Annotated in this window: 27 protein-coding genes; 2 read left to right on the plus strand and 25 right to left on the minus strand. The window is 61.3% G+C overall.

Annotation, left to right across the window (positions count from 1 at the left end):
- Window positions 1-124 precede the first annotated feature (124 nt).
- On the plus strand, window positions 125-442 hold the full coding sequence (locus HV823_RS11870; RefSeq protein ID WP_176949932.1) for a hypothetical protein: 318 nt from the start codon (window positions 125-127) through the stop codon (window positions 440-442).
- A 294-nt stretch (window positions 443-736) separates the two neighbouring features.
- Here the strand turns inward: HV823_RS11870 and HV823_RS11875 are convergent, their stop codons facing one another.
- The 4 genes from HV823_RS11875 to HV823_RS11890 all read right to left on the minus strand — a co-directional run bounded on the left by HV823_RS11875 (window position 737) and on the right by HV823_RS11890 (window position 2,888).
- Complete coding sequence (locus HV823_RS11875; RefSeq protein ID WP_176949933.1) at window positions 737-1,339, minus strand: S1 family serine peptidase; 603 nt, start codon at window positions 1,337-1,339, stop codon at window positions 737-739.
- Window positions 1,340-1,467: 128 nt separating this feature from the next.
- The gene (locus HV823_RS11880) at window positions 1,468-1,770 is read right to left on the minus strand and encodes a hemolysin XhlA family protein (RefSeq protein ID WP_246301188.1); all 303 of its coding nucleotides are present in this window, start codon (window positions 1,768-1,770) and stop codon (window positions 1,468-1,470) included.
- 53 nt (window positions 1,771-1,823) lie between these two features.
- Window positions 1,824-2,165: a hypothetical protein gene (locus tag HV823_RS11885; protein ID WP_176949934.1), complete on the minus strand. Its 342-nt coding sequence runs from the start codon at window positions 2,163-2,165 to the stop codon at window positions 1,824-1,826.
- A gap of 12 nt (window positions 2,166-2,177) precedes the next feature.
- Complete coding sequence (locus HV823_RS11890) at window positions 2,178-2,888, minus strand: peptidoglycan recognition protein family protein (protein ID WP_176949935.1); 711 nt, start codon at window positions 2,886-2,888, stop codon at window positions 2,178-2,180.
- A gap of 81 nt (window positions 2,889-2,969) precedes the next feature.
- On the opposite strand from HV823_RS11890, the gene HV823_RS11895 reads away from it, so the two are divergent.
- A complete protein-coding gene (locus HV823_RS11895) occupies window positions 2,970-3,287 on the plus strand; it encodes a hypothetical protein (protein ID WP_176949936.1) in 318 nt (105 codons plus the stop codon).
- Here HV823_RS11895 and HV823_RS11900 read toward each other — a convergent pair.
- The 21 genes from HV823_RS11900 to HV823_RS12000 form a co-directional block, all read right to left on the minus strand.
- Window positions 3,284-4,000, minus strand: coding sequence for a hypothetical protein (locus HV823_RS11900; protein ID WP_176949937.1), 717 nt, complete (start codon window positions 3,998-4,000; stop codon window positions 3,284-3,286). The two genes, HV823_RS11895 and HV823_RS11900, sit on opposite strands and share 4 nt — an antisense overlap.
- A gap of 7 nt (window positions 4,001-4,007) precedes the next feature.
- Window positions 4,008-6,038, minus strand: a complete 2,031-nt coding sequence (locus tag HV823_RS11905) for an SGNH/GDSL hydrolase family protein (RefSeq protein WP_176949938.1) — start codon at window positions 6,036-6,038, stop codon at window positions 4,008-4,010.
- Between the two features lie 64 nt (window positions 6,039-6,102).
- Complete coding sequence (locus HV823_RS11910) at window positions 6,103-8,541, minus strand: phage tail protein (RefSeq protein WP_176949939.1); 2,439 nt, start codon at window positions 8,539-8,541, stop codon at window positions 6,103-6,105.
- Complete coding sequence (locus HV823_RS11915; RefSeq protein ID WP_176949940.1) at window positions 8,541-8,936, minus strand: DUF6950 family protein; 396 nt, start codon at window positions 8,934-8,936, stop codon at window positions 8,541-8,543. Before HV823_RS11915 ends, HV823_RS11910 begins: the two co-directional genes overlap by 1 nt.
- A complete protein-coding gene (locus HV823_RS11920) occupies window positions 8,927-9,499 on the minus strand; it encodes a hypothetical protein (protein ID WP_176949941.1) in 573 nt (190 codons plus the stop codon). The genes HV823_RS11915 and HV823_RS11920 overlap by 10 nt, the downstream gene beginning before the upstream one ends.
- Window positions 9,500-9,502: 3 nt before the next feature.
- Window positions 9,503-10,201 carry a hypothetical protein gene (locus HV823_RS11925; protein WP_176949942.1) on the minus strand — a complete coding sequence of 233 codons (699 nt, stop codon included), beginning with the start codon at window positions 10,199-10,201 and terminating at the stop codon, window positions 9,503-9,505.
- Window positions 10,192-12,093, minus strand: a complete 1,902-nt coding sequence (locus tag HV823_RS11930; RefSeq protein WP_176949943.1) for a phage tail protein — start codon at window positions 12,091-12,093, stop codon at window positions 10,192-10,194. The genes HV823_RS11925 and HV823_RS11930 overlap by 10 nt, the downstream gene beginning before the upstream one ends.
- A gap of 290 nt (window positions 12,094-12,383) precedes the next feature.
- On the minus strand, window positions 12,384-12,737 hold the full coding sequence (locus HV823_RS11935; RefSeq protein WP_176949944.1) for a GTA-gp10 family protein: 354 nt from the start codon (window positions 12,735-12,737) through the stop codon (window positions 12,384-12,386).
- Entirely contained in the window at window positions 12,738-13,166 is a 429-nt protein-coding gene (locus HV823_RS11940) for a phage tail tube protein (protein WP_176949945.1), read from the minus strand. It lies immediately after the preceding gene.
- A 3-nt stretch (window positions 13,167-13,169) separates the two neighbouring features.
- Window positions 13,170-13,535 carry a DUF3168 domain-containing protein gene (locus HV823_RS11945; RefSeq protein ID WP_176949946.1) on the minus strand — a complete coding sequence of 122 codons (366 nt, stop codon included), beginning with the start codon at window positions 13,533-13,535 and terminating at the stop codon, window positions 13,170-13,172.
- Window positions 13,535-13,978: an HK97 gp10 family phage protein gene (locus tag HV823_RS11950; RefSeq protein ID WP_176949947.1), complete on the minus strand. Its 444-nt coding sequence runs from the start codon at window positions 13,976-13,978 to the stop codon at window positions 13,535-13,537. The genes HV823_RS11945 and HV823_RS11950 overlap by 1 nt, the downstream gene beginning before the upstream one ends.
- The gene (locus HV823_RS11955) at window positions 13,978-14,316 is read right to left on the minus strand and encodes a phage head completion protein (RefSeq protein ID WP_176949948.1); all 339 of its coding nucleotides are present in this window, start codon (window positions 14,314-14,316) and stop codon (window positions 13,978-13,980) included. Before HV823_RS11955 ends, HV823_RS11950 begins: the two co-directional genes overlap by 1 nt.
- Before the next feature lies 1 nt (window position 14,317).
- Window positions 14,318-14,650: a head-tail connector protein gene (locus HV823_RS11960; protein WP_176949949.1), complete on the minus strand. Its 333-nt coding sequence runs from the start codon at window positions 14,648-14,650 to the stop codon at window positions 14,318-14,320.
- Window positions 14,650-15,237: a hypothetical protein gene (locus HV823_RS11965; RefSeq protein WP_176949950.1), complete on the minus strand. Its 588-nt coding sequence runs from the start codon at window positions 15,235-15,237 to the stop codon at window positions 14,650-14,652. Before HV823_RS11965 ends, HV823_RS11960 begins: the two co-directional genes overlap by 1 nt.
- The gene (locus HV823_RS11970; RefSeq protein ID WP_176949951.1) at window positions 15,234-16,616 is read right to left on the minus strand and encodes a phage portal protein; all 1,383 of its coding nucleotides are present in this window, start codon (window positions 16,614-16,616) and stop codon (window positions 15,234-15,236) included. Before HV823_RS11970 ends, HV823_RS11965 begins: the two co-directional genes overlap by 4 nt.
- A complete protein-coding gene (locus HV823_RS11975) occupies window positions 16,616-16,867 on the minus strand; it encodes a hypothetical protein (RefSeq protein ID WP_176949952.1) in 252 nt (83 codons plus the stop codon). Before HV823_RS11975 ends, HV823_RS11970 begins: the two co-directional genes overlap by 1 nt.
- A gap of 64 nt (window positions 16,868-16,931) precedes the next feature.
- Complete coding sequence (locus tag HV823_RS11980) at window positions 16,932-18,935, minus strand: phage major capsid protein (protein WP_176949953.1); 2,004 nt, start codon at window positions 18,933-18,935, stop codon at window positions 16,932-16,934.
- 36 nt (window positions 18,936-18,971) lie between these two features.
- Window positions 18,972-20,426, minus strand: coding sequence for a terminase large subunit (locus HV823_RS11985; protein WP_210270765.1), 1,455 nt, complete (start codon window positions 20,424-20,426; stop codon window positions 18,972-18,974).
- Window positions 20,427-20,508: 82 nt separating this feature from the next.
- Window positions 20,509-20,922 (minus strand): hypothetical protein, encoded by a 414-nt coding sequence (locus tag HV823_RS11990; protein WP_176949955.1) that lies wholly within the window; start codon window positions 20,920-20,922, stop codon window positions 20,509-20,511.
- Window positions 20,923-21,023: 101 nt separating this feature from the next.
- Window positions 21,024-21,257 carry a hypothetical protein gene (locus HV823_RS11995; protein ID WP_176949956.1) on the minus strand — a complete coding sequence of 78 codons (234 nt, stop codon included), beginning with the start codon at window positions 21,255-21,257 and terminating at the stop codon, window positions 21,024-21,026.
- Complete coding sequence (locus HV823_RS12000) at window positions 21,254-21,664, minus strand: HNH endonuclease (RefSeq protein WP_176949957.1); 411 nt, start codon at window positions 21,662-21,664, stop codon at window positions 21,254-21,256. The genes HV823_RS11995 and HV823_RS12000 overlap by 4 nt, the downstream gene beginning before the upstream one ends.
- Window positions 21,665-21,676: the final 12 nt, after the last annotated feature.

The raw sequence follows: 21,676 nt of genomic DNA on the forward strand, positions 1-21,676 counted from the left end.
GCCCCGTGACGCCGACCCGAGACTGGGCGAGTATGGACCGCCCGAGGTACTGTTTCACGCCGGCGACATTCCGGATATGGAATGACCGAGCGCGGTTGCGAAGTTCAACGGAGGAGGAACTTGCGTGGAAGAAGCAGATATTGAGACCATAAAGGACGCCGTTCATTTCCTTCTCAGCGAGGAATACAACAAGCTACGACGATATCCCTTCAACGTGGCCCGCCTTGCCGGCAAGATCGAGGAGACGGAATCTGCGCGGGGCATTGATGTTACAACCAACGAAGCGCAAGCGATCATTGAAGAAACCATCGTGCGTGAAGTCGAACGACAAGCGGCGCGAGGTCAGCAGATACGCTATGTCGAGGTCCACGAAGTTATCCCCGGTGAACGCAGGTGGCTATGGCAAGACACTGACCCGGTGGAGTTCAAGGAGCGGGGATAACGCATGATGCGTGATCCCTGGTGGGCCTACGCGGTTGGGGCCATCGCGGCGTTGGCCGCGGTGGCGAGTGTCGTGGGGAGAGCCGGACAGGCGTTTGGCTGGTGGTGAGCGGGAGGAGCGGCGCCAAAACCTCGCCGTTTCTGTCACGCGGCGGGAAACGGCTTCCTGCCCGTGGTTTTGAACAGTTCGTATTCCATTTTCGCGTGGCTGTCGGCGTCAGCCATTTTTATCCGGTTCTCATAGCCCGGAAACCAGCGCTTTGGCGGTAACTGGCTTGTTGTTTTGGAGCGTAATTTAGTCGAATAGCTTTGCCACTAGGTTTGCCGCAATGGCCACACAAGTGGCCTCATCATTGCTTCCAATCAGCAAGCCGGCGAGCTCGGTTCCATTTGCCACAACCGGTCCGCCTGAATAGCCGAGTTCGGCTTTGATGGTGCAATGTACAACATTGTCTAGGGCTTTACCTTTAGCTTTTTGCTGGTCGGGCGGCCACTGCGCTCCAGCATCGGGATAACCGTACGCCACCAGCTTCTGTCCCTTTTTGCAAAGGTAGGGCTTATCAAGCTGAAATACATAGCATTTCTCCGCTAGGGAGGAGATAACACTTTCAGACAATTCGAAAGAGAGCATGTCCGCAATAGTTCCATCTGCCCACCTCTTGAAAGTAAATGACGGATCTCCGTCCTTGGTAAAGAGAGGAAAGGATTTCCAGGCGCCATCAATTCTCAGTTCAAATTCCCTCGGCCAGTTATGAAAATCGTCGGTGACATGCTTTCCCTGGGGGGTGTGGGCGCAGGTTACAAGGAGTATATTTCCATTGCGCTTAGCAAGAAACGCTGACCCTATTCCGTTGTCAGTGTCCGATCTACGAACTAGAAAAGGAAGTGCATAATTCATTGATTAGAAACTCCCGCGAATATTTCGCAGCTTACCTACGCTCACGCAAGAGTTCTGTCTACTCCATAGACCAGAGAGTGGAGTCAGTATGATGGGCGCGAGCTCGTCCCGGCGGACCCTTGGGCTGATCAACCGGGAATGTGGAATCCGCCCTTGACCATGAAGGCAACCACAGCCGCCAGCATTGCGCCGAGGATGACCTTTACCGCCCATTTAAGGGTACCGTTCAGATCGTCGATCTTTTTGTTGAGAAGCGAGAAGCTGTCCGTCAGCGCCTTGAACTGCTCGTCGCGGCGAGCGTTGAAAATGTCCATTTGACGCTGCCACGCCTCGAGCGCCGATAGCCTGGTGTCTAACGTCATCAGCTTCTGCTCGTTTGCGGCATTGCGAGCGCGAAGATCCGCGACTTCCATAACTTCATCCTCAGCCATCTATCCCCATGCCCTCATAATGCGTCGTGCGGTATTCAGTTCATTTTCTGGTGTCACTTGCCGGTCACGACGATATCGGGCACCCCGGCAGGCGTCTTGATCACCACCGGGCTCTCGTCCGGGATCTGTTTGTCGATAGCCTTAGCTGCCTCGGCGGCCTTGTCCGAGCTGGACTTGGTCCAGATGGCATAGAGCGGCACTGCCGCAGTTACGACGGCCGCGACAGCGCCAAGCAGTTCCGGTACCTGCCGCGTCAATGCTTCCGCCTGCTCCGGCGTCAGCCAGCCGAGGATAGCCAAAATTGCGATGACCGATCCGACGATCGTGGTGAGGTAGCGGACGGCGACACCGATAGAGGTTGCCGTGGTCAAGGGTGTGAGAAGCTTTTCGAACATGCTGAAATCCTTTCAGGCTAGCTTGGCGCGCACTTCGGCACGCATCTTGTCGCCGCACGCTTTGGCACCGACGACGGATAGATCGAAGGCAAGTCGGGTGACGTCCCACTTGCCCCGCTGCGGGATGCCGAGGTTGTTCTGCACTTCGGCATGGGTGAGGACGGTCTTGTCCGTGACCGGGATGCCGTAGCGCCGGCACAGATCAGCGACGGCCCAGGTCATGGCGTCCCACTGCTCGAGCGTCATCGGGTACTTGCCGGCACTGAAGGGACTTTCGACAGCCCCACCCATGCAGCACATCGAGACGCCGATGGCGCCGGAGTTGCAGTTCAGGGTGTGCGCCGCATACCCGCTTCCCGCCTTCACAACCTCATTGAGCTTGATCGACGGCTTGCCGCGCACAGGCTTGCCCGAGCCCTCTAGCAGCACATGATAGTGGGCGCGGTCGTTCTCGCTCGCGACATGCGTGCCCGCAGTCCAGTGCACGATGATGCGCTGCATCTTCGCATCAGGCATCCAGTCGGCCGGGATCGTGTATGCCAGGAAGGACTTTACCGGCGATAGAGCTGGATCAGCACCACCGCGCCGCTTCACCAGCTCGTCGAGCGCTTTATCCATGGCAGCTATCGTCTCACCGCCAGGATCGCCGTCAGCGCCGAACCTTGGGAGAGGAAAGCCAAGCGCGATCAAGCGCCGCTGCAGGTCCTGCACGGTCGAAGTCATGTGATGTCCTTTGATTTCGCCTTGCGGTTGTCGCCCTGCTAAGGCATATCGGTAAACGAGATTGGGCGAAGGAGGACCGGCATGGCAGTAGGTGGCAAGCAGGAAATGAATGACGAGCTCGAACTCGCAGTGTACTCGGTGCCGGATGCCTTATCGTATGGGCAGAGTCGCATTATCGTCGCTGCTATAGAAGCGCTTTGCGCCAATTCCGAAAATCCAGCGCGCGTCAAGGCTGATATCCTCAGCGCTCTTTCCGCGTTAAGTGCCGAGTCCTTCAAAAATGTCGGCAGTTCCTACGGCTCAATGGGATCGGAAGTACTGCGAGCAGCAACGGCAACGGCTGAGACGCTTGTTGCCGCGTGCGACCGCGCAGAAACTCGGATGGCGCCGGTAGATTAAACCGCAATTCCCATCCGCGAAGCGACCTCCTGTGCGACCGGATAGAGGGCTCTGGCCTCGTCGAGCGTAATTGCACGCTGCAGGATGCCAGCCATTATGTGATCGCTCCGCCCTGGATACGATGACGAATAGCTAGAGCCGATCCTGTATGTGTTCGAACCCAGCGCCCGGGGGTACGTGAGATTCGCGCTCTTATCGATCCCGTGAGTGAGGTCGAGATAACGGGCGGCGCCAGAGGCATTAACGATCCACACCCTGAACCCCCAGGCGTTGGGATTCTGCGTCTCCGTCGCGGACACAATGACGGAAGATCCGCCATTGTTGCCCTGCAGCGACCCGCCGATACGCACCTCGTCAGGTGCATAGATGCTGCTGCCGGCGCTGCCGATCCCGGCGGCAGAGAAGTTGCTAATGAACATGGCGCGCGTGCCGGTGTCCACGATACCGACGCCCCGGCTGAGCGTGACCAGTGTCAGGTTGCTCGTCTCTGCAATTCCGCTCTGCAGATAGTTTGCCTGTCCGGTGAACTCAGCCCACCCAGCTGCATTGAAGGTCGGCAATCCTGCGGCGGTCAGGGCTGGTTTACCGTTGATAAGGTTGCGGCGAAGCGTGGCCGCACCGTCGAATATATTGAAGTACTCAAAGCCAGAGATCGGCGGCTCGAAATCGAGGCTGTCGCTTGCGTCCAGCCCAGGCATAATGATGTGCGTCATGGTGTCCTCACAGGTTGAGAAGATAGGCAATGGGACTAGCAGCAACCCCGTAGCCGTAAAGGTTCGGGTGCAGGTTGTCGGTGACGAGCCCGGCGGTATTCGCAGCGCCCCAGGTTCCCAACACCTCGCCGATGTCCGCAAGCGGAAGGTCATACTCGGCGGCCAGATCGTACATGATCGCCCGGTACTCTGACCAAGCCCACGTCCTTGAGCCGTTAGGCGTCATCGGAATGACCATGATCACGTCCTTACCGCCGCCTCGGATCGTCTCAATGATCTCGCGCATGCTGGCTTCGAATAGCTCGGGGGCACGCTCCTCGCTCCAGTCGTTGAGCCCAAGGGACAGGACAAACACCGAGGCGCCGGTCGAAAGCAGCGCGCTGCGGGGGCTGAACCATCCCGCTGCATGTGCGTAATCGTCAGATCGCCAGCCGGATTTGCCGCCACCAAGCACGGAGACGCCCTTCTTGGTGCTGTCGTAGCAGTCCCACCCAATCAGCCTTACGCCGCCACTGATACGTTTGATCTGGAACTGCTGAATAGCAACGGCCGGCGCGGTATAGGTTAGCTTCACGATTGACCCCGTGGCGGGAGTATACGGAGTGAGAGAGCCAGCAACGCCGACTTCCAGCGAGGCGGCCGCATCAATTGCAACCCACACATCAATCGTGTCGCACGGAACCGTCGGCGTGTACCCCAGCACGTTAGTGGTGGTGCTGTTGACCCACATTTCTCCACCCAGCGAGTTTGAGGAACTGGTGGCCCCCCATCCCGCGCCAACGCTGATCCTAGGGTCGTATGTCTCGTAACCAGCGTCAGCGATGATCGCGCGACCGAAGTAATTCTCGGATGTTGCGCTCAATGCCTTGCCGAGGAGTTTGGAGACGACCATTGGGATAGACTGGAGACGATTGTGCGTTCCAGACGAGCCACCGGCGTTCCAGCCCATCATGTTGCTGTCGCCGATGCAGAAGACGGCGGTGCGAGCCGCACCCTGGACGACACCAGCGCGCGCCTTCTGCCACACCCCGATGCTACGCACGTCCGTCCGCTTAGCGGCGTGTCGGTTGAACTCTATGTCGGCAGGCGATGTGGTGGCGGGCGTCAAAGGCTGCCCCATATGGCTGATGCCATCCTTGTCGGCGCGGAGGAGGACGAAACCAAGGCTGTCCTTGATGACGAAACTGTCACCAAGAAAGTCAGCCAGAACCTGACGCCCCTTAAACGCGATTCCCGCTTCCGAGAGCCTGTAGAGTACGAAGCCGAGAGCATCGCGGATCGCGAGACTGGCCCCGAGAAGATCACCAAGGAACGGACGCCCCCGGTATTTCATAAGGCCATCAAGGAAGCGATAAACAGCAAACCCGATGCTGTCTCCGAAGACGACAGACCCGTCGTCGCCCGGCCGAACCGAAGTAAGACGAGCTGCGGCCTCGCCATCCACAGCCTCCACGATATCCGCCTCGTAATTGAGTGCTGCGCGCGCTTGGGCCACTGTCATGTCGGTTGGTGCGCCCGTACCGGCACCCGCTACCCGGCCTTTAAAGGTTGCCTCGGGCATCTGGGCCAAGCCAACGCCATCCACATCGATCGAAAGGCCCCTAACCGTGGCGAGCTGTTCGACGGCGCCGGTACCGGACGAACGGCGGCCAAGAATTCGATTGGTCGCGGACGTGTTGTCGAGCTTTCCCGTCTCCAGCAAGTCAACCTGAGCCTGTAGTTCCGAGACGTCACCACCTGGCAGAGGACCAATTCTGGTCCAAGAGCCGGAACCGGACGCCCCGGACTTCTTATAGATGCCTATGTAGGCCTCGTTGCTGTCGCCAAAGACACGACCGATCTTTCCAGCCGCCCAGTTCAGATCAGCATAGAGCTGCGCCCGCGTCTCGTAGGAGACATCGTACCCCTGAGGCAAGCCATAGATGATGTCCTCGATCAGCCCGAATAACCGGCGGATTAGGCTCTTCTCCGGTTTGTCTGGATTAGACGACTGCCCATCCTCATAGGTCGCGTTGGCGGCATCTCTGATTTGTCCCATGACGATTTCCCATGTGAAAACACGCCGCGGCGGCAGCGTTTTGTTGCTCGCCTATCGGCAGCGACTAGACGATTGTGACAGTGATTGGTCCCGACGCAGGACCGTCGATTCCTGATCCATTGAACGGCACGGCGTAGTAGTCCCACCGCCCTTGCGGGGCGCAAGAGGGCGTGGAGATGTATGCGTACCAGTCGTCAAGTGATCCCACGAATGACGCGTCCTTACGGATACTGATAGTCGTGGAACCACCAGACGGAACCGCCAGCGTTTCGAGGAACGTGCCGTTTGCAGTCTTGTCGGCGCCGTCGGCTATGGCTGTGCCCTGGAGCCTCATACGTACTGCGCCGGCCGTCCTAGAGGAGACCGTGAGTGCGGCTCTGACGACGGCTCCATCGGAGAACGTTGCGGCTTGACTGGCGAAGCTGGCAACTCCTGCTGCCCCATTGAGCTTGCCACTCCCAACCGACCACCCCGTCCCAAGAAGGGTGAACCCTGAGGAATCGTCGAACGTGGAATTGGGGACCGCGTTCGTGCGCGTGCCATCTCCGTCAAGGTAGTCGTAGGACTGCGACGGGCCAACATAGATCGGAACCGAGTTCACGGCTGTTGCGGTATTCACATTAAACGGCGCGCCGGCGGCCACTCGGTAGAGATTTACCCAACGGACACTGCGATCGTTGCCGGTCCGAATTTCAAACTGGACGCGACCGAGATTCACCGTCGACGTCAATAGGAAGTTGGCAAGCCCCGCAGGCGGCGTTGGGTTGGAGACTGCGAGGATGTTCTCGAAAAGCACCCAGCCGGACGGCTTCCCATCCGGCTCCAGCCACCGCACCCGCACGTCGTAAAGCTCACCGTCGACCAGACCGATCGCCTCGGCCCTGACCTCGTTGTCGGCGACGGTAATGTTGCTCCAGTCCTCCTCGTCGGCGATCGAGATCTGCGCCTGCGCCGAAAGGTCATCGCGATCCGGATAAGCGTCCCACGTCGCCACCAGCAGCGCTACAGTATCGCCGCCAACGTTCCGCTGTTGCATCGAGACCGCGAAGTTCTGAGGCGGCGTAAGCGTCTCATCGTCTAGATCCTCTGGAATGGTCGGCGGCGTTCCTTCCTCGGCGAATGTGAGGTCGTGCATCGTTTCGGGATCTTCCGGCAGACTGACAACGTCGATGATGACGGTCATGTCATCGTCGCCCTCGCGGATATCCATGATTTCGAAAGGCTCGAAGTCGATGCCGAGGTCGCGCACCTCGAGGTAAATGTACTGCTCCTCCCAGGCCTCCAGGCCGAAGAGATCAGTGACGATCGTGCCGCGCCACCGCGCCGTTGCCCGCTGCGCCCGCCGCTTGGCAACGCGCCGCGCATGGTGGTGCTCCTGGATCTCGTAGGCCTGGATCGGGATCGGCTTGCGCGTCCCGTCCGTATCGATGATCCATGGATCGCAGGTCGCCTCTGTGTGCCGCGCCAGCTTGTTCTGGTAGCGGACGGTGACTTCGGTGCCTTCGCGCAGCGGCCCGCTGGAATCCTTCAGCGAATAACTGACGATCACGGCATCGGGGATCGACACCGTAGGCGCCACGTACTTGCCTGCCCTGTAACCGATCTTGCCGGAGCGCTTCAGGAACAGCCGTCCGTCCGTAGCCGTGATCATCCGCTCGATGATATCGATCGGCTCTTCTTCCAGCTTGTAGTCGAGCTGGCCGTGATACCGCCGGACCGTGCCGCCGCCGGATGTCGCCAGCAGTTCGTCGCCGATATCCGCCGCCAGCTCGAAATCGTCTTCATCGATCATGCTGGCCGGCAGACCGGCGCCGTCGAGGTCGATGAGATAGCTGCGAAAGATCAGCGGCAGGTTTGCCGAATAGGCGGTCAATCCCGTCCGCGGATCGAAGACCTTGTTTCGACGGGCGACCGGCACGAGCTGCGGCAGGCGGTTCGGATAGACCTCGGTGATCTTCTCCGTCTTGACCTTGTTGGCCTTGACCATGACGGTGACGCAACCGCGGCAACGGTGCGTCGCGTCGTAGATCTCCGGGAAAATGTCCGCGACGCGGTCATAGTGGAGCTGGCTCGCGGATCCAAGGCGAAACTCGACCTCCACCTTTCCATCGATCGGCGAGGTGTTGATGTTTCCATCCGGCTCTACGGTGACGATACGCTCGTCCAGGCGCCATTCGGTGAAGGCGTCGATCCCCAGTTCGCCGCCCTCGCCGAGATAGAGGATCTGCACCAGCGCGCCGTCGCGGACCTCGAAAAAGATGATGGCGGCGCCCATCGGCCCCTCGCCATAACTCTTGCGCCGCGGGGCCACCGACTGCCGGACAGTTCCGCGCATCTCTGCCGGCTTCGGCGCATCCTCCCGGAACAGCGCGTTTGCACCATAGGAGATGCCGAACCCGATAGCGCCGGCCAGAAGGTTGCCGCCGAGTGTCAGCGCGCCGGACGCGGTAACGAGGCCGGGGATCCCGGCCGCAGCGATGAGACCAACGATCGCCTGAGGCATTAGACGCTCCACGCCGCCAGAACGGCGCAGCCGCGAAATCCGGCAACGCCCCGCTCAGCCTTCACGATCCAGCGGCCGGTGGCGGACAGGATCGCACAATACTGCACGCCTGCGACCTCGATCACGCCGAAGTCGCCGGGCTTGTTACCGACGGACCTGGAAGCGCCGGCCGATTCAGCAATCGCGGCAATCATCGGCACAAGACCGCCGCGATCGGCGATCAATTGCTTGGCGCCGACCGCATCAGCAACCGCCCCCCGAAGGTCCGCCGCAGGATCGACGCCGTGATTGACCTGCCACCAGTCGGCCAGCTCCAGCCCGCAATTCATCTCACGCCAGCAAAACGGCTTTTGCGCCATGTCGGCGATGAAGGCGTCGAGAACAGTCAAAGCCATTTGTATTCTTTCGCATCAATGCCGGCAGTGCGGCTCATCCCATTGTCACCGGGATAGCGGTTCTGCTGGTCACGATCGGTAACGTATCCGAATGGTGCCCGACGCTTGTTCGAGAAAGGGCCTTCGGCCGAGATCGAAACGGTTCGGACGAAGCCGCCGCTGTCATCAGCTGCGCGGGTTGCTTCCATTCCGCGCATCTTCCCCCACGTCACGGCATAGGGATCGTCGAGGCACTGGGCGTCCTCGTCGAAGTATTGCGAGAACACGGTAACAAGCCGGTCGAAATATTCTGAAGCCTCCCCCTTCACCTTGCTCCCAAATGTCTCATCGACCCCGGACACGGTGAACCGCAGTTCTGGCGCTTTCCCGTTGATCGCCTGGGCAATTCCCGAAACCTGTCCCAGCTCGCCGAAGCCGAGCCACGTGCGGCCGTCATTCGTCTCCAGGCGCCCGAACCCGTTCCAGACACCGATCGGCCCGGAAGCGAAGTCGAACAGCACGAGGCGGCCACGTCGAACCACGCGCCCTGCGTGCTGCGCACGGACTGCTGCACTGAAGGTCATGGATCAGAGCCCGTTCCAGCTTTCGACAAGTTCAAGCGACGGCCTGCCCCACCGCCCCATATCGAGGTCGAGCGCGCCTTCGTCGGACGAAGCCAGGTTCATGACAGCCTTCGGCGTGGCGAAATCGACCGTCTCGCCGCTCTTGACGGGAAAACGCAGCGGCGGTCGAAACTGTATCGTCGCCTGATCGCCCGAGATTTCCGGTGTCTTCGTGATGATATGCAGGGAGGGACGCAACCCATCATAAACCGAGAAATACATTCCGCGCCGCAGCGCCCCGGCCTGATGCACGGTCACGACCGCCGATGTCGCGCGAAGCGGCAGATCACCGGCAAGCGTGATGCGAATGGTCGACTGGCTGTAACCGCTCCCATCGGAAAACTTCGCGCCGTCGGAATGCGGAATGCCGGTAATGACCGGTGGAAAGGACCCGAACGTCGGCGCACGCAAATCGTCGAAGGGCCCGACGACGAGATCGCCCGCCATCCCCTCCAGCGATGCGACGATCCCGCGCCAGTCGAGGATCTGGTCGCGGTGAACGATCGGAAACTCAGCCAGACTGGCAACCCAGTACCCGGAATCGGTCACCCCCACTTGCTGCTTGCCGCTGAAGGAACGAGGACCGAGCGTCTGGAGCGGCTTGATCCGGAACATCAGCCGCACTGGAACAATGTGCGAAGGCAGAACTTCCATCAGCGCCACTCGTTCTCGCGGGCATAAGCCAGCTTCTGGTTGTTCTCGTTGATCGCCTGGCGGATCAGTCCGACCGTTTTCTCGGACGCGTCGCCCTGGATGATGATGTCGCCGCCACGAATGCTCGTCGCGCCGCTCCGGCGACCTTGCGTGTTTGGATCGTAGATATCGACCTGTTCACTGGGCTTCTTGCGGAAGGCCACCACCTGGCTATCGACGCCGGTGAAGTTCGAAGCTCCGCCCGGAAGGATGGACCCGCCCTGCGAAAACCCGAACAGGGATTTCACGATGCTCCCGACAATATTACCGAAGCCGCCGCCAGCGCCCCCCGCGCCAGCCGCTCCGCCACCAAAGGCATTGGTGAGCGCCTGAAGGCCGGAGTTGAGCGCCGCTTCGCCCAGCTGCTTCAGCAGCCCCTTGATCGCCTGCTTCGCCTCGTCGCCACCTTTGACCAGGCCGGAGAATACGTCTCCGATACTGGAGGCAAGGCTCTGCCCCACGCTCTGCAACTCGCCGAATGCACCGGTAACATCGTTCGCGGTCTGGGCGGCGACCCCCTGCACATTGCCCTGCAGGCTGGCCATGCCGTTCGAGAGACCCTGCATGATATTGACGCCGACCTCGTGCATGACACGAGACGGCGAATGGATACCGAGGGTGCTCTTGACGGTATCGGCAATGCCCGTGCCGAGATCCCGAATGCCGCCCTTTACCGTTTCCCATTTGGCCTTGATGCCATTCCAGAGCCCGTCGATGATCTGCCCGCCGATCTCCATCATCTTCGCCGGCAGCGCGGCAAAAGCTGCAATCACATCATTGGTGAACTGCACCACGGCCTGTCCGACCGAGCGGACCTTCTCGATCATGCCATCCCAGGCTGAGACGAAGCCCGCCCAGGCGCCCGAAAGGAAAGACTGGATGGCCGCGGCCGCCGCATTGATCTCCGGCCAGAACGCCACGATAGCAACCGTCAGGGCCGTGACACCGGCGACGACGGCCAGTACCGGTGCGCTGATCGCCGCAATTGCGGTGAGGAAAAGACCAAGCCCGGCAACGATGGGGCCGATCGCAGCAGCGGCGCCAGCAATCACCGTGCCCCATTTCAGCAGTTCCGGGTTCGTCTTTGCCAGCGCCTGGACGATCGAGGTCAGTTGCTGGACGAGGCTCGTGATGAACTCCAGCACGCCGCTCGAAGCAATGGCGATCGTCACGCCCTTGATCGCCTCTCCAAGCGCCCGCATGGAGTCGTTGTAGCTCTTCAGTCCCGCCGCCTGATCTTCGGAAATGACGGCAGCCCCTTCGCCCAGCTTGCGGAAGCCTTCGCCGCCTTGCTCGAGGAGTGGGATCAGCGCGGTTGCGTCCGATGCCATCGCTTCGAGATAGAAGGTAAGATCCTGCTGGGAAGCACCTGCCTTTTTCAGGCTGTCATAATAGAGCTGCAGCGCCTGCGGTCCGGACAGGTTCTTGAAGGCATCGGCAGTGAGGCCGATCTTCGGCGCGATGGTCTCGAAGAAATCCTTCATCGGGCCGCCGCCCGTGGCATTGAAGTCGCCAACCCGGTCGTTCACATCCTTGAAGATGTCGGCCAGCTTGTCGCCCTCGATCCCGACAGATCGGGCAGCGAAGGCGAGCTTCTGGAATTCCTCAAACCCTACATTCGAGATCTGCGCGGACTTGCGCAGCTCGTCGATATCCTTCGCCATCTGGCCCGCGGCAATCGCGACTGCACCGCCGGCGGCGGCAAGCGGTGCGGTGATATAGGTCGAGAGCTTTACGCCCCATCCCTGCAGCTGCTTGCCGACATTCGCCATGCTGGCGCGAACGCCGTTCAGCCCCTCGGTGAACTGGGCGGTATCAATGCCCAGGTTGACGCGCAGCGCGCCGATGACCGCCGATGCCATGCTTCACCTTCTCGTTCGGGATGACAGCCATGAGCGCGTGATCGCTTCGATCTGCTCCGGGCTCATTCGCCTGCCTGTCGGCTTCGTCTGGCTGCCGAGGAGGGATTCCAGCTTCGGCAACTTCTTTGTTCGCGCTAGCGCCTCAATGTGCCAGGCCAGCCACGCAAGCTCGCTTCGCTCTCGTCGCAGGCGCGAAACGGCGCCATCCATGATCACGCTGATCTCGCGTGGGGTCAGGCTCCAGAACTGCGAGGGATCCTGGCCGCATTCCACCCATGACGTGAGCAGACCTAGCGGCGAGAAGCCCCCGCCTTCCGAGGGTTTGCCTTCTTCTCCCCCTCCGGAAACGCCAGCTTGAAGGCTTTCCCGATCGCCTCCATGCACACTGGCACGGTCGCTTCGGTCATAACGGCGCCGGCCTCCTTCAGATCGATTTCCGGATGATGATCCTGAAGACCGGCCCAGACGATCGTCCGAACCGTCGACATCCGGATATTGGCCTGATCGTTCAGGCCCTCCGCCACCTTGCCAATCGGCGCGCCCAGCTCGTCCTCGAGAACGCAAAGCGCGTTGATCGAAAAAGACATGGTGAATGTGCGATCGCCGACCGGAAGCGAAACGGAACCACGAATCGGATTTGCCATTTAAGCGGCCTCTCCCCAGGTCTCCGCGCCGGAAACGGCGACAGTGATGGTGGCGGTCATGCGGTCGTCGATGGGGGCCGTCTTCTCGTAGCCCGTGATGACGGCCTTGTAGGTAACCGTCACGTTGTTCGGGAACGTGATCCGATGATCGACCGATGCGCCGGATTCGAACAGCCCGCGGATAAGTTCGTCGGTCGAGCTTCCCGGAACCCAGTTGATCTCGAATGAAGCCTCGCCGTTGTCGATCAGGCCGGCAATGTACTCCCGACGCCGGTTCGGGCTCTTCATATGGGTGGCGTCAATCCGGTCGGCCGTGGACGCGCCCGGAGTGACGTTGATCACCTCGGCTGCCTCGACGAAGGCAGGTGTCGAAAGCGACGCATCCCAGATCGCGTATCCGGTATTGTAGCCGATCATTGCATCGGTCATGGCTCAGTCTCCATGGTGAATGGTAAAGTCGATGGAAGTGCGGAAAAGGCTTGAAACATCGCCAGCGTCCGCAGCCGGCAGATCCCGTTGACCGTCGAGGAACATCCCCTGGATGGTGCCGCCCCTGTAGCCGGAGAGCGCTGCGGTGACAGCGCGTGCGGTGACCTTCGCCTCCGTCCTCGTGTCGGCATAGCAGTCGATCTGAACGCGGCTAAGCACGTATCCGCTCGGACCCTTCATGTGGTAATTCGCACGCCCGGTAATGCGCTGCATCACGACATAGGGGCGAGGCGCGTCCTGCGGTGCCTGGAACCAGTGCCGGCGGCCGCCAGCGACACCAGCGAGGAGAGCGGTGATCTCTTCCTCCATCACGCGCCGCCTTTCTTCGCTAGCCGCTTGGCCGCCTTCTCGATCGAGACCCACAGACCGTCCGAGATGAGCGTGATCGTGCTCATCTTATGGGCGTCCCACGCTGGCCGCATGAACGGCTGTGCGATGTGGCCGGGCCCGGTACCGAACTCCTGGAAGACGCCGGCGGGATTGTTTGTGCCGACGAACATCTCCTGAAAGGTCGGCTTGTTTTCTTCGCGATGAAGCCCGCGCTGGCGCCCGTTCAGCCGGGTAGAGACGTCGATGCTCTCGTAGAGGTGCATGTCGTGCCGAGGCGCACCCAGGCGCGCCGCGCGCGCGATCGGCTCGCCGGCATCCTTCAGCACCTGGCGCAGCACCGCCTTTGCCGTAGACTTCGGGAGGGCGCCGAGTGCCCGATCTAGCTCCCGCAGACCTTCAACTTTCACCGTGGACTTTGCCATCAGTCCACACTCACGCTGGCGGTGATCTCAAGGAAGCGATGACGACCTTCGGAGGTCTCCTTGATGCCTTTGATGTCCCAGTCCTTGCCCTCGTGGCGAAGCATGTCACTCGGCACGATGCCCCGCGTGTTGACGCTGGATCGCACCACGAAGCGCGCCTGCAGGTATGCCCCCACGGTGCCGGCCGCAGAGCGCTCGCCATCGGAGACATCCCGCCGACTGGCGCGGACGGCTACGACGGGCACCCAGACGCCTACAGCTTCGTTCAGCGTGTTGCGTGCGCTCTCGTCGAACCGCAACACCGTAATGGCGCGATCGAGTTCCTGGACGGTCGTCATGTCAGGCCAGCGTCGGTTTGCGCATCATGCAGAGCAGTGCGACGATCGGGTTCTTCGGGTCCGAAGTACCCAGCCCCGATAGCAGTTCGACCTGGTCGGGATCATATAGACCCTGAACGGCGATCACGACGGCTTGGCGCACCGCCGCCGGCGTGGTGGATTCATCCCAATCGTCGTTGGCTCCCTCCTTCAGGTACCGGACGACCGCCTCCGAAGCCGTGTCGATGTAGGCCTGCAGAACGCCGTCGTCCTCGTGATCAAGGATGTTGCCTTCATCATCGCGCTCGGCGATCCGAAGCGCCTGTTTGACGAAATCCAGGCTGACCAACGCCATTATCGGACATCCCCGCCGGCGCGGATGCGGAGCGGTGCGTGTGCCTTCGCTTCCTTCATCACGCCATCCTTGCCGTCGCGACCCTTCTTCGCCGCAAGCGTCCAGTGCTTCTCGGCGCTGTCGGGCTTCTCGTCGGTCTTGTCGGCGTCGCAGTGCCAGAGACTGCCACCCCAGGTGACAGTGTCACCCTTCTGGTAGGAGCTGCCGTCCTGATAGACGCCGCGGTAGATCATGGTCGGAATGCCGAGTTCGACCTTGAACGACTGGTCGTTGCTGACGAACGCGAGCAGGACGGTCCTGCCATCATCCATCAGGGTAGCGTCGAAGTCTTCGAGCGAGAACCCATCTCGACCAGGCTTGCCCGGCTCGCCATCCTTGCCTACCACCGGCCCGAGATCCTTCACTGTGCCGTCGGACATGGTCAGGACGAGATTGCCGGTGCGATCGATTAGCGCGTTGACGACGTCGACCGGGGTGCCGGCATCGGCCAGACGCTTTTCCAGATCTGCGATGCGCGCTTCCATCGGGGAGATCTGCGCCTTGACGATCGCGGCGAGTTCCTGGCCGAGGGCCTTTGCGTCGATCATGCCGCGATACCTTTCTGGAACGACAGAGCCAGCTCGGCCGCAAATGCCCGCTGCTCGGCTTCCTCCCGCGACGCGTCGTCATCCTCGGCAGGAGGCGGCACCGGTGCAGCGACGGGAGCGGGCGGGTTCTTGGACTGCTCGATTAGCTGCGCATCTCGCGCGGCGATCGCCTCGAGCGAGTGATCCTGCTGCTGCATGTAGATCGTGTCGCCGCCGGTAACGCTCTTGAGGTCGAGGCGCTTGCGGCGCTCGTCGAGGGTCATAACGCTCTTCGCCTTATCCAGGACGTCCATCTGCGTGACGCTGTCCATGCGGAGAAGGTTATCGACGTCGAGCTCGGTGCCCACGCCTTCCTTCATTTCCAGACCTTCGTCGAGGCAAAGCTCGATGGATTCGATCAGCACCTGGAGGCACTGCGAATAGTATTCGACGTTGAGCGCCTGGACGTTGTTGTGGCTCGGCATGCTGCCGACGCCGATCTTGTAGGGCGGAACGTGGTAGGTCGAGCAGACGACCTCGGCTGTCCATTTCAGGGACTCGATCATCTGGGAGTCCGTCGCCTTGGCTTTCATGGCCTCGTATTTGAGGCCATCGCCGAGCACCGCGACCTTGCCCGAGTTCTCGCCGGCAAAGTTGGTATCCCAGTAGTCCTTTACCCGCTTGGCCGTATCGTCTTCGATAGCGCCGGGCGCCGTGAGGACACCGCCGGGATTCGCGCCGTTCTGGAAGAACCTCGCGTTGTCGTTCTGGATGGCGAGGCCCTGCATGGCAGCTAGGCCGCCGGCGAAGATCGGCGAGAGGCCGACCAGCGGGTGGTAGAAGCAGTTGAACCGGTCGTGGATGATCTCACGCGCAGGGACGATCACTGACTGCTTCACGCCCGTCAGATCGTCCGCGTTGAGCTGATAGAACACGCTGCCGTCGCTGGACACGAGAGGGGTCACCAGACGCGGATCGAGCACGTAGAGCTTCCGCACTACGCCGCTGCCGTCCCGCTGCTTCAGGACGTAGGTATTGCCGTGCTGCAGCTTCGACAGCACCCAGGATTCCATGAACTGGATGCGGTTCTGGAAGTCGTTCGGCTTGCGCAGGACCGGCGAATGGGCAGTATTGCTGAACTCGGTCCAGACGCCTTCCTTGTCCCGGCCGACCAGCTTAATCCGAAGCTTCGAGATATCGGAAGCGATCAGCGTACGGCAGGCGAAGTCGGCATGGTTGGAAAGCACGCTGTCGAACCGAACCTCGACGTTCCGCTGGAATGCGCCCGGGAAGCTCTCGAAGATCCGATACCAGCCGCCACGGCCCTGCGTGACAGGGGCGATAGCCTTCTCGAACATCGGCTCAACGCGCCGCTCTCGCGAGATTTGCGGCACACGCATCAGGCGGCTCCTGCCTCTTTGATCTTCGCTCGAAGCGCGTCCGCATCCCAGCCGTGATAGGGGCGCTTCCCGATCGACTTGAAATACTGATCACGCAGGACGGTGAGGTCGTCTGCCTTGGCGGGCTGCACCTTCGGCTTGCTCTTCGGCTCTGCAGCAACGAGGTCCGTCCGCTCATAGCCGAGTTTGCCGAGAATACGAGCGAAGCGCGGGTCGCGGGCCCTAAGGGCGCGGGTCATATAGGAGTTCATGGCCGTCTCCTCGTTGAGGTACCGGCCCCATGAGCGGGGCCGGCTGTCATCAGATCCGGGAGGATCAGGGAGTTACGACCGGGTCGCCCCAGGTGATGTTGTCCATCCAGGCGACGGCCGATGCGCGACGACGAGCCCAGTTCAGGGTCCGTTCGGCGCGGAAGGCCACGCTATTGGTCTGGAACATCGAGACGAGCTCGCTGTCGACCGGAGTGGCGGCACCCGAATCCTGCGTCGGGTTATCGACCATCTCGAGCGAGGCTTCCGTCGACATCGCGATATCGATGCCGCCTTCGTCTGCGAACCAGATGTCCTCGGCGTTCACCAGAGCGACATAGTCGGTCAGGTAATTGGACACGATAACCGGCAGCTCGAAGAACGTCCCACCCTGCATGGTGATGCCGGGGAATTCCCGCTGACCGAGGGGGTTCAGCATCATCATGAGCCGCAGAGCGTAGGTCGCGGACATCACCCAGACGCCGGACTGCAGCGCGTTATTCGCCGCGACGAAGGCACCGATTAGCGCCTGGACGTCTTCGCGGACGCCATCGGCACCGGTGGCTTCGCTGTTCACGATAGCGGTTACGCCGTTAAGGATCGAGCCCGGCTTCACACCGGCGCTGGCCGCCGAAGTCGGATCGATGAACGACAGGTCCGAGCGCTTCGCGATGGCCTTCGCCAGCGAGTTGCGGATCAAGACGTCGGAGGACGGCGAGCTGTCCCGGATCAGTTCCATCGTCTGGACGGCGATGGTGGCGATCTTGAGCGGGCCGAGCTCGGTTCTGCCGGCGCCCATCTTCGTCAGGGGCTTACCCTTGCCTTCACCAACCCACTGCGCATCGCTCTCCGAGGTCTCGGAAATCAGCGGCACCCGGAAGGGAACACGCGTCAGCGCCGGGATATTGCCGGTACCGAAACGGCCGAGAACGGTCATGGGACGAAGGAACTCGACGAAGTCGGCGAAGCCGCCCTCGTTGCCGATCAGGGCGTCGGTGTTCGCCGACGTCATCGCCGAGACCGCTGCCTTCACGATGTCGACGAGATCCGGGTCGCTCTTACCATAGAGACCTTCGGCCACGCGGTCGAGCGGCTGGTGGGTCTTGTGGGCGATGCCGAGGCACTTCGCGTAGCGGGCGAAGCGAATGCCCTTTTCCGGCGCCGGTGGGGCAAGCGGCAGGCCGTTCCGCAGTGCGGTGGCATCGGCGGCGGTCTTGATCTGGTTGGCGATAACCGGCTTTGCCGTTACGGCCTGCGCCTTTTCCAGCGACCGGAGACGCTTGAGGTCGCCGTCGATCTGGTCGATCTCCTGCTCGAGGGTGTCGAACTCTTCCTGCTCGGCCTGGTCGGTGGAGCGGTTTTCGTCGATCGACTTCTGCATGATGGAAGCCATGCGGCCGGCATTCGCGGCGCGCTTGGATTCGAGAGCAACGATCTGCTCGGCAAGGGTCTTCATGTCGGTGGCCTCCTTCGGCCTCAGGTTCACGGATTTGATGGTTTTCCCCGAGACGCCGGGAGAGACATCGGCAGCGGGTCCAGTATGGCCGGACGCGGCCGGGACACCGGTGTCGAAGGACTTGATGACCGCGATAGCCGCGGCATCCATGTTCTTGCCGAAGCTGGTGATTACCGCATCGGACTGGGCTGGGATCGTGACGGCGGAGAGCTCGTAAACCTCGGTCTCCGAAAACCGGATGCCGCCGTTCTCGATGAAGCTGTATTCGATGGCTCGGAAGCCGATGGACACGGCACGAACGAGGCCGATCTTGATGCTCTGCCAGGCTTCGTCGACGCGATCCTTCAGCGTGCCGGGCTCGTCGATGATCGGGATCTCGGCCTCGAAGGTGATGCCGTCGGCGGTCGGCTTGTCGAACTTGACCGTGCCGATCGGCTGCTTGTGGTCGTGCTGCCACAGAAAGGCGAGCGGGTTCTGAAACTTCACCCCCAGCGGCTCGACGATGTCGCCGACGCGATCGACGGCGGGCGTCGTGGCGATGCCGCGGATGATCCGCTTTTCCTCGTTGACCGCCTTGACCTCGAATAACGAGTAAGCGCGCCGCGTCATGGTCATGACCGGACCTCCGGATTCAATCAGTTTTCGGGTTGCTCAGCGGCCGACGACCAGCATCTGATACGTCGGCTTCAGCTTGGTCTGGACCGTGCTCGCTATGCTGCGCGCCATCGCCAGGGCGATCATTCCGTCGATGCGGCCGCTGGCCTTTGCCTTGTCGAGTTTCCGGTCGCCGGCCGGGTTCTGGGTAACGACGGCGTTTGCAGCGCACATTGTCAGCACTGGATGATTGCCGTGGACGATCCGCCCGTCGAGAAGATCAGCTTCGAGCGTCCGCAGCGCGGGAGACATCGAGGCGAACCCTTGCCCGAACGGATGGAACAGTGACCCGTCGTCATCCTCGGATACCTGCTTTTCCGAAAACCCCACCTTCAAAAGCCAGGGTTTCAGGTGCCGAAAGTTCCAGCGATCGAAAGCAATCTTCCTTATGTCCATCGACTCACAGTCTCGGAATAGCGAGGCGGCCACGAACTCATAGTCTACCGTCCGTCCAGGACAGGTCCGCAGGTGGCCTTGCTCCGCCCATGTGTCATAGGGCACACGGTCGTTGCGAGACTTCTCCTTCAGACCTTCCTTCGGGAGCCAGAAGGTCGAGCGAACGTGCCAGTCCAGGCCGACGCCGGCGACGTAGACCTTCGCTGTCAGGTCGCTGACGCTGGAGAGATCGAGGCCGCCATAGACTGGCAGGCCCTGCCAATCGGTCGAGATCGCTCCGCCGCATGCCGCCCATACCGAGCGGGAGACAAACGGGGAGAACATTTCGACCCGTTGGTTCAGGATCAGGTTCCGATATTCGGGCTCCCGGCTCGGCATGCGCCTGGCGTCCTCGGCCATCGCCTGCACTTCGTCGGCGTTCTGAAAATCTCCGTAGGCTGGATTTGCCAGCTTGATCGTCTTCGGCGCGAACGGGTCGGCATCGTCCGGCGCTGTGTAGAGGCTCAGCACGACGCGAGGATCAAGGCCGGTCTGCGCATCGTCGATCAGCACCGACAGCAGATCATCCGGGTTCGGCGCCTGCGTCGAGATGACGATCGACAGCGGGTTGTCCTGCGCGCCTGTCGCCGTCTCCAGCGCCTCATACAGCTCCGACCGAGGTCCGCGGACCTGGCCGAGTTCGTCGTGAACGATGAACACCGGTGATAGGCCGTAGGCCGTTGCCGCTTCCGCCGACAGCGCCCGGTAAGTCGTCCCAAGCTCCGGGCAGTGAATGCGCTTGCTCGAATCGACGATTGTCACGCAGTCGTTGAGATCCGAAGACAGCCGGACCACCTTCGCCGCCAGGCTGAAGAGGATGGCCGCCTGATCTCTCGACTGTGCTGCCGAGTAAAGCTGCGAGTTGGGGCGAGCCTCGGGGCCGCAGGTGTGCAGCAGCAGGAGGAAGGACGCCAACGCCGTCTTGCCGTTCTTTCTCCCGAACGAGATGATGGCGCGGCGGGTACCGGCCGGATTGTCGTAGATCTTGCGGATCTCCTTACGCTGCCATTCGCGCAACCGGACAGGCTGTCCGACGTGGCGACCTTCCGGCACACGGCAATAGCGTTCAATCCATTTGATGTTGCGCTCAGCGCGCGTCTTAGCCTTCCCAGGGCTTCCGGGCTGCGGTCTTGGTTTTGTTGCCACGGTGGTTCGTCAGCGCCTGGTTGGTGATCCGCATCTTCGTCGCCATTGTGGCGATCGCCCGGCTCTCCCGTTCCTGCATCTTCAGCAGGCGGTCATAGTCGAGGATAGAGAGTTCGGGATCAGAGACGGCCTTCTCGATCAGTTCAGCGATCCGACGAGCGGATATGACATGCCGGCAGTAAGCAGCGACGATCGGCGCGGTAGATGCCGCAAACCAGTCCGCAGGGTGGCTGTCGACGACCGTAGCCCAGACTTCGACCTCCTCATCGGTAAGGTCATGTGGAGCCTGGAGGCGAGGGACGATCTCCACCGGCACAACGGCATTGATTTCGACCGCTGCGGCGGAGACGCGACCTCTGGTTTTCATCCGGCTATTCCTCAAATCTTACGGTTTAGCGAAAGAAAACTCCCCGCGCCGGTCCCAGAGGGGTCTCCTCCGGCCTTCTGGATACCCCCCCCCAGTTCGGGTCACTTGATCGGGGCTGCGAGGTCCGCTCCGTTGCCGTTGCTGTTGTCGATCTCGATCACTGCAACGTTCGGGTCCACCTCAAGCCGCTGCTCATCGAACCAGCGACCTTCCTTCTCCCCGTTCTTCGGGATGAGGAGGTACTGATCGCAGCCGGTGATGTAGGTGGCCTTACCGGTGACGACGCCTGCGAATGTGCTGATGCGGTCGGATGCGAATGCGCCAAGCTTGATCATGATTTCCCTTGGAGTTGACGGGCTGAGATTTCAGCCGGTTGAGCTTGAATGCCGCCACCACAAGCGTTGGCAGGGTGTGCCTCGTCGATCGGCCAGCCGTCTTCACCTATGGCCTTGTCGTAGCCTCTGGCCTCGATGCTCTGCTTCTCGCTGTCGTGGCATGGAGCGCATAGGCTCTGGGTATTGCTAAAGGCGAAGAAGAGATCCCTGTCACCCTTGTGCTCGGTGATGTGGTCGACAACGGTGGCGACGGTGATGTGCCCACGCTTGCTGCACGTCCGGCATAGGGGCTCCAGGGATAGGCGCCTGGCACGAATGCCGTGTTTCCCTCGCCAGCGCTTGTCCTTGTAGAAGGCGCGATACGCCTCCGCCTCAGGCGAGCGATGCGCTGAAAATCGTTGCGTCACGCTTTTTGTGGA

Origin of the sequence: Mycoplana rhizolycopersici (assembly GCF_013378445.1) — a bacterium.
GTDB classification, from domain to species: domain Bacteria; phylum Pseudomonadota; class Alphaproteobacteria; order Rhizobiales; family Rhizobiaceae; genus Mycoplana; species Mycoplana rhizolycopersici.

Excerpts from the sequence above, each read along its gene's own strand:
- HV823_RS11945 (WP_176949946.1), bottom strand. The coding sequence starts at position 13,535 with ATGGAGGAAGAGATCACCGCTCTCCTCGCTGGTGTCGCTGGCGGCCGC.
- HV823_RS11965 (WP_176949950.1), bottom strand. The coding sequence starts at position 15,237 with ATGATCGACGCAAAGGCCCTCGGCCAGGAACTCGCCGCGATCGTCAAG.
- HV823_RS11990 (WP_176949955.1), bottom strand. The coding sequence starts at position 20,922 with ATGAAAACCAGAGGTCGCGTCTCCGCCGCAGCGGTCGAAATCAATGCC.
- HV823_RS11915 (WP_176949940.1), bottom strand. The coding sequence starts at position 8,936 with ATGGCTTTGACTGTTCTCGACGCCTTCATCGCCGACATGGCGCAAAAG.
- HV823_RS11940 (WP_176949945.1), bottom strand. The coding sequence starts at position 13,166 with ATGACCGATGCAATGATCGGCTACAATACCGGATACGCGATCTGGGAT.
- HV823_RS11935 (WP_176949944.1), bottom strand. The coding sequence starts at position 12,737 with ATGGCAAATCCGATTCGTGGTTCCGTTTCGCTTCCGGTCGGCGATCGC.
- HV823_RS11875 (WP_176949933.1), bottom strand. The coding sequence starts at position 1,339 with ATGAATTATGCACTTCCTTTTCTAGTTCGTAGATCGGACACTGACAAC.
- HV823_RS11885 (WP_176949934.1), bottom strand. The coding sequence starts at position 2,165 with ATGTTCGAAAAGCTTCTCACACCCTTGACCACGGCAACCTCTATCGGT.
- HV823_RS11920 (WP_176949941.1), bottom strand. The coding sequence starts at position 9,499 with ATGACCTTCAGTGCAGCAGTCCGTGCGCAGCACGCAGGGCGCGTGGTT.
- HV823_RS11905 (WP_176949938.1), bottom strand. The coding sequence starts at position 6,038 with ATGGGACAAATCAGAGATGCCGCCAACGCGACCTATGAGGATGGGCAG.
- HV823_RS11970 (WP_176949951.1), bottom strand. The coding sequence starts at position 16,616 with ATGCGTGTGCCGCAAATCTCGCGAGAGCGGCGCGTTGAGCCGATGTTC.
- HV823_RS11980 (WP_176949953.1), bottom strand. The coding sequence starts at position 18,935 with ATGACCATGACGCGGCGCGCTTACTCGTTATTCGAGGTCAAGGCGGTC.
- HV823_RS11880 (WP_246301188.1), bottom strand. The coding sequence starts at position 1,770 with ATGGCTGAGGATGAAGTTATGGAAGTCGCGGATCTTCGCGCTCGCAAT.
- HV823_RS11900 (WP_176949937.1), bottom strand. The coding sequence starts at position 4,000 with ATGACGCACATCATTATGCCTGGGCTGGACGCAAGCGACAGCCTCGAT.
- HV823_RS11995 (WP_176949956.1), bottom strand. The coding sequence starts at position 21,257 with ATGATCAAGCTTGGCGCATTCGCATCCGACCGCATCAGCACATTCGCA.
- HV823_RS11895 (WP_176949936.1), top strand. The coding sequence starts at position 2,970 with ATGGCAGTAGGTGGCAAGCAGGAAATGAATGACGAGCTCGAACTCGCA.
- HV823_RS11960 (WP_176949949.1), bottom strand. The coding sequence starts at position 14,650 with ATGGCGTTGGTCAGCCTGGATTTCGTCAAACAGGCGCTTCGGATCGCC.
- HV823_RS11975 (WP_176949952.1), bottom strand. The coding sequence starts at position 16,867 with ATGAACTCCTATATGACCCGCGCCCTTAGGGCCCGCGACCCGCGCTTC.
- HV823_RS11955 (WP_176949948.1), bottom strand. The coding sequence starts at position 14,316 with ATGACGACCGTCCAGGAACTCGATCGCGCCATTACGGTGTTGCGGTTC.
- HV823_RS11930 (WP_176949943.1), bottom strand. The coding sequence starts at position 12,093 with ATGGCATCGGCGGTCATCGGCGCGCTGCGCGTCAACCTGGGCATTGAT.
- HV823_RS11950 (WP_176949947.1), bottom strand. The coding sequence starts at position 13,978 with ATGGCAAAGTCCACGGTGAAAGTTGAAGGTCTGCGGGAGCTAGATCGG.
- HV823_RS11910 (WP_176949939.1), bottom strand. The coding sequence starts at position 8,541 with ATGCCTCAGGCGATCGTTGGTCTCATCGCTGCGGCCGGGATCCCCGGC.
- HV823_RS11890 (WP_176949935.1), bottom strand. The coding sequence starts at position 2,888 with ATGACTTCGACCGTGCAGGACCTGCAGCGGCGCTTGATCGCGCTTGGC.